The organism is Streptomyces sp. NPDC005728 (assembly GCF_040630895.1).
GTDB lineage: Bacteria > Actinomycetota > Actinomycetes > Streptomycetales > Streptomycetaceae > Streptomyces.
Map to the genome: position 1 here is coordinate 1 of NZ_JBEXYL010000220.1, position 5295 is coordinate 5295.

Below are 5295 nucleotides of genomic sequence, written 5' to 3' on the forward strand. Positions count from 1 at the left end.
GAGTTTACAGCCCGACCGGGTGCCCACCTGCACGCCCGTACTGTAGCGATCATGATCGCAGCTCTTAATTAGCAGCGAGAGCGAGCAGCGGCACCGGTGTCCCGGGGCTACCACTCATGCCCGATCGAGCCTGCTTGAAGGGTACGGGCGATTGATCCCGCACTCGACGGCGTGCCGCACGCGGTAGTGTCGAACTTCGGCGGCCGACCGCCTCGGGAGCCGAGACGCGGCATCAAGGCGACCATTCCGGTTCCCGCGGACCGGGTCCGCAACCGCCACTAAGTCAACGTGCGGACGAGCTCATTCGAGCGCTGGGCCAGAACTTCGGGACTCTGGGCCGGCGGACCAGACGAGGGCCTCCAAGATCCGCTTGTGACGCCCGACTCGGAGACCCACTTGACCGCACTCCATGTGAAGATCGACGACGAGATCGGAGGAACGCGATGGATGGGACGCCCGCCCCTGCTCAGCGACTCCGAACTCGTCTGCCTGGCGGTGGCCCAGCCCCTGCTCGGCTATCGCTTCGAGGAGCGGTGGCTACGGTTCGTCCGGAAGCACCTGGCCGGCCTGTTCCCGTACCTGCCGCAGCAGTTGGGAGTACGGCGGCCTCGCCCGTCCGTTCGGTTGTCACTGCACGTTGCCGAGGTCGCCGGCGGGTTCCGTGTGCTGAAGGGCGATCGGTGCCAACTCCGCCCAGATGACCTTTCCCTGTGCCGAATAGCGTGTGCCCCAGCGCTCGGCCAGCTGGGCGACGATGAACAGTCCGCGCCCGCCCTCGTCGGTGATGGCTGCGCGGCGCAGGTGCGGGGAGGTGCTGCTTGCGTCGGACACCTCGCAGGTCAGGAAGCGGTCGTACAGCAGTCGCACCTTGATCGGCTCAGCGCCGTAGCGGATGGCGTTGGTGACCAGCTCGCTGAGGATCAGCTCTGCCTGGAGCTGGAGGTCTTCCAGGCCCCACTCGGCGAGTTGCCGATTGCACTGCGTCCTGATGTCGTGAACGGCCGCCGGATCATCGGGCACGTTCCACTCGACGACCTGGCCTGCACCGAGCAGGCGGGTGCTGGCGACCAGGAGGGCGACATCGTCGCTCGGGCCCTCGGGCAGCATCGCGGTGAGGACCTCGGTGCAGATCTGCTCAGGACTACGGTCGGGGCGGGCCAGGACTGAGCAAAGCAGCTCCAGGCCGCTGTCGGCGTCGCGATCGCCCTCTGTCAGCAGTCCGTCCGTGCAGAGCACCAGTCGACTGCCTTCGGGCAATGGGAGCTCGGTCGTTTCGAACGGTGCACCGCCTCGGCCCAGCGGCAGGCTGCCCGGCACGGTGGGCCGGTCCACGGTACCGTCGGGGTGTACGGTTACCGGCCCTGGGCGGCCGGCGCGGGCCACCGCGCAGCGTCCGGCGGCCGAATCATAGATGGCGTACAGGCAAGAAGCGCCGGCCGCCGACGGGCCGTGCGGAGTGCCGGTCTCCTCCTGGCCGATCAGGGCGACGAGCTCATCGAGATGGTAGAGGACTTCGTCGGGTGGCAGGTCCATGGCGGTGAGACTGTGCACAGCGGTGCGCAGGCGGCCCATGGTGGCGGCGGCACGCAGACCGTGGCCTACGACATCGCCCACGACCAGCGCTACCCGTGCGCCGGGCAGCGGGATGACATCGAACCAGGCACCGCCTACGGCGGCAGCAGCCGGCAGATAGCGGTAGGCGACCTCAACAGCATTCTGCTCGGGCAGTTGGCGGGGCAGCAGGCTGCGTTGCAGCGTGACGACTGCGGCGTGCTCGCGGGTGTAGCGGCGTGCGTTGTCGATGCACACGGCCGCGCGGGCGACGAGCTCCTGGGCGAATGAGAGGTCGTCTTCCTCGAAAGCCTCCGACTCCTGCGTGCGCCAGAAGTCGGCTCGCCCCAGCACGATGCCCCGCGCCAGCAGTGGTACCGCAATCAAGGAGCGACATCGCGAAGCAGGGGCGGCATCGGCGTGCTGGGCATCCGACTGCCGCGCGTCCGGTGCGGCGCTTAGCTCTTGCAGCAGTACCGCGCCGGCCGTAGCAGAGCCCGCAGTCCAGGGCAGTACGGCAGAGGACCCGTCGAGCGCGTCCACGGGGTACAGGGTGTCGTCGCCGGCGGCGGTCCTGGCAGCCGTACGGTGCAGGGCAACATCAGCGCCCGGCCCCGGCTCCTCTCCGTGCAGGACGGGCTCGAGCAGGTCGACGGTGACGATGTCGGCGAAGCGGGGGACTGCCACCTCGGCCAGTTCGCGGGCGGTACGGGCCACATCGAGTGTCGTGCCGACGTGCCATCCGGCGTCGTACAGCAGGCGCAGACGTTCGCGAGCATGCTCGGCGTGACCGGCCAGCGCGCGTAGTTCGGTGGTGTCGCGCACGGTGGCGACTGCACCGGACGGTCCGCCGTGGGAGTCGGTGGGGCGCTGGTTGATGGCCAGCAGCCGTTCCCCGACGAGGTGTACCTCATCGGTGGCAACCCGGCCGTTGGCCAGCAGAGCCGCGGTACTCGGGGCCAGGCCGAGGTGCCCGACGTGCTGCTGCTCGGCATCCGCGGGCAGGTCCAGCAGCCGTCGCGCCTCGTCGTTGGCGAGCAGCAGCCGGCCATCACCGTCCATGATGAGTACGCCCTCGCGGACCGCATGCAGGACCGCCTCGTGATGCTCGTACATCCGGGTCATCTCGGCGGGGTGCAGGCCGCGGGTCTGCCGTCGCAGTCGGTGCGTCAGCAGCGCTGTCCCGCCCGCTGCCAAAGCGAGTCCGGCGGCCTCCGAGCCCAGCAGGAGCGGCAGTTGCTTGTCGACTGTCTTTGTGACGCTCTTGACGCTGACGCCGGCGGAGACCACGCCGACCACTGCGCCGTGGTGGTCGATAACTGGGACCAGGGCGCGCACCGCCGGATTCAGCAGTCCCTGGTACGGCTGGGTGACGGCCTGCCCTGCCAGGGCCGGCTTGAGGTCGCCGGCGGCACGAGTGCCGATCTGTGAGGGGATGGGGGCGGTGTAGCGGATGCCGTCGGTGTTCAGGACGGAGACGTAGTCGACCCGGGTCGTGCGCTGAATCTCGGTCGTCAGGGGCTGCAGGATCGCCGTCGGATCGGGGGAACTTAGGGCCGCCGCCAGGCCCGGCGAGTGCGAGAAGGTCTGTGCGACATCGAGTGAGCGTAGTCGGGCAGCCTGCTCGCTCGTGCTACGGGCCTGCAGTGTCAGCGCGAGGATTGCGGCGCCGGACAGGACCACTAGGAGCAGCATCTGCAGGAGGAACATCTGCCCGGCGACGCTGTGCGCCCACGGAAGCCGGCGGCCGCCCCATCGGCCTGATGGTACTGCCGAGGTCTCCTGCTCACGGGCCATGGCAACTCCACATCAGGGGCACGGGTGGACCAGTTGTGACGGATGGGCTCGCCTCAGTATCTGCGTCCGGCGTCCTTAGCCCCCGGAATGTCCTGCGGCCGTGCGAGTGATCCTGCTGGGGCCGGCAGGCGGCCCGCTTCGGGGTTGTCGCCGAACTCCTTGGTCTGGTGTTCGCCCGTGGTGCGGTACGCCTCGGCGACCTGGTCGAGAGGGAGGGCCGGGGCCGAGACGTTGTCAGGGGCGATCCGGCTGGCCGGCTCCAGCCGATGAGGCCGGGCGGTAGTCGCGGGCCGGAGTGGGGCTGATCCGCAGCGCCACGTGGGAGCAAGGGATTCTGACAAAGGCCCTGGACATGCCGGTGAGCGATCAGATCCGTGGGGAGGCCGGGGAACGCTTCTGAGGTTGTCTCGTCAGGGTGAGGGGCGGGGATTGATGATGAGGCCGGTCTCGGCGATGAAGCCGTCGAGGAGACCGGGTCGATATTGCATCCTCTTCAGTCGGGTCCGGGCGAGCGTGGCGAGTTGGTCGGTGGTGCAGGCGGCGAGGTTGGCCAGGGTCTTCTTCAGGTGCGCCCACACACCCTCGGCGGGATTGAGGTCGGGCGGATACGGGGGCAGCCGGAACACGGTCAGCCACGCGCTGCGCGCCTGGAGCAGCTCGCGCATCGCCGCGTCCTTGTGCTGGGTGGCGTTGTCCCACACCAGCACGATCGGTCCGCCGAGCTGCTGGTGCGCGGCATCGAGCAGGGCTGCGAAGTCGGCTTCCTTGAAGCCCTTCTTCTCGTTCCTACGTCCGTGGTGGACCAGCAGCCGGAAGATCAGGCGGGTGTGGTGGCCGGGCCGGGTGCACACCAGGCCGGCGAGGCTGACCCGTCCGGAGCCCTTGCCGGATACCCGGACGACCGGGGTGGTGCCGCGGCGGGACCAGGTACGCGCTTTGGGCGGGCGCAACGACTGACCGGCCTCGTCCTCGAAGCACAGCCACGCGTCCTGATCCCTCACCGTTCTTCCACGACCGGCCACACCTCTCGCACCCAGGTGACGACCGCCTCGTCGTCACGCTCGGCGGCCCGGTGCTGTGGCACCTGCACGCTGAACCCCATCTGGTGCAGGATCCGCGACACCTGCTTGATGCTGAACCGCACGTGGAACCGGCGCGCGATCAGCTTCGCGACCCTCGCCAAGGTCCAGCGCTGGTCCTCGACCCAGCCGTGCGCGGCCGGTCCCTCCTCCAGCGCTTTGGCAAGCCAGTCCCGCCAGGCCGGCTTCATCCTCGAGGGCGGACCGCTGTTTCCCTTCGACCGCAGCGCCTCCACCCCGCCCTCGCGCCACACCGCGTGCCACGCGTACGCGCTTTTACGCGACACTCGCAACCGCTCAGCCACCACCGGCGGCGCCACCCCTTGCTCGAACAGACCAGCGGCCTCGAACCGCACCCGCTCCCGGGCATCGCGCTCCACCGCGGTCAGGCCACCTCCATCGGAGTACCGCATATCCACGGCATAGCACCGAAGTGACTATCCGTCACCCACACGCGACAACCTCAGTTCATTGATGTCGTCACGTTGCTCCCAGCCGATCCGAAGCCGGCGGAGGGAGTGTCTAATCAACGGCGGATCTGTTGATCATGGAGACGCCAAGTGAGTGAGATGACGATCGAGCAAGAGCCCGTAGTCGAGTCGGTCGGTGCGGCCACGTCGGACGAGCAGTTGATCGCGATGCTGGTTGAACGGGCCCGCAGTGAGGGCCTGCAACTGACCGGTGAGGGTGGGCTGTTGCAGCAGCTGACCAAGCGGGTGCTGGAGTCCGCCCTGGAAGGCGAGATCACCGATCACGTCGGCTACGAGAAGCATGATCCGGCCGGGAAGAACAACGGCAACAGCCGCAACGGCACCCGCGCCAAGACAGTGCTGACCGACGTCGGGCCGGTCGAGGTCAGGGTGCCCCG

Annotated in this window: 4 protein-coding genes; 1 reads left to right on the forward strand and 3 read right to left on the reverse strand. The window is 68.7% G+C overall.

Annotation, left to right across the window (positions count from 1 at the left end; genetic code table 11):
• Nucleotides 1-627 precede the first annotated feature (627 nt).
• From ABZ471_RS47545 to ABZ471_RS47555, 3 genes are all read right to left on the reverse strand, one after another.
• On the reverse strand, nucleotides 628-3261 hold the full coding sequence (locus tag ABZ471_RS47545) for a SpoIIE family protein phosphatase (RefSeq protein ID WP_359075385.1): 2634 nt from the start codon (nucleotides 3259-3261) through the stop codon (nucleotides 628-630).
• Nucleotides 3262-3758: 497 nt separating this feature from the next.
• Nucleotides 3759-4349: a transposase gene (locus tag ABZ471_RS47550; RefSeq protein ID WP_359075383.1), complete on the reverse strand. Its 591-nt coding sequence runs from the start codon at nucleotides 4347-4349 to the stop codon at nucleotides 3759-3761.
• On the reverse strand, nucleotides 4346-4807 hold the full coding sequence (locus tag ABZ471_RS47555; protein WP_359075384.1) for a winged helix-turn-helix domain-containing protein: 462 nt from the start codon (nucleotides 4805-4807) through the stop codon (nucleotides 4346-4348). The genes ABZ471_RS47550 and ABZ471_RS47555 overlap by 4 nt, the downstream gene beginning before the upstream one ends.
• A 258-nt stretch (nucleotides 4808-5065) precedes the next feature.
• Between ABZ471_RS47555 and ABZ471_RS47560 the strand changes: the two genes are divergently transcribed.
• Nucleotides 5066-5295: transposase (locus tag ABZ471_RS47560; protein ID WP_359075386.1), on the forward strand; the 230-nt coding region annotated here is incomplete at its 3' end.

Coding starts and splice junctions, on each gene's coding strand:
- ABZ471_RS47545 (WP_359075385.1), bottom strand. CDS start 3,261: ATGTTCCTCCTGCAGATGCTGCTCCTAGTGGTCCTGTCCGGCGCCGCA.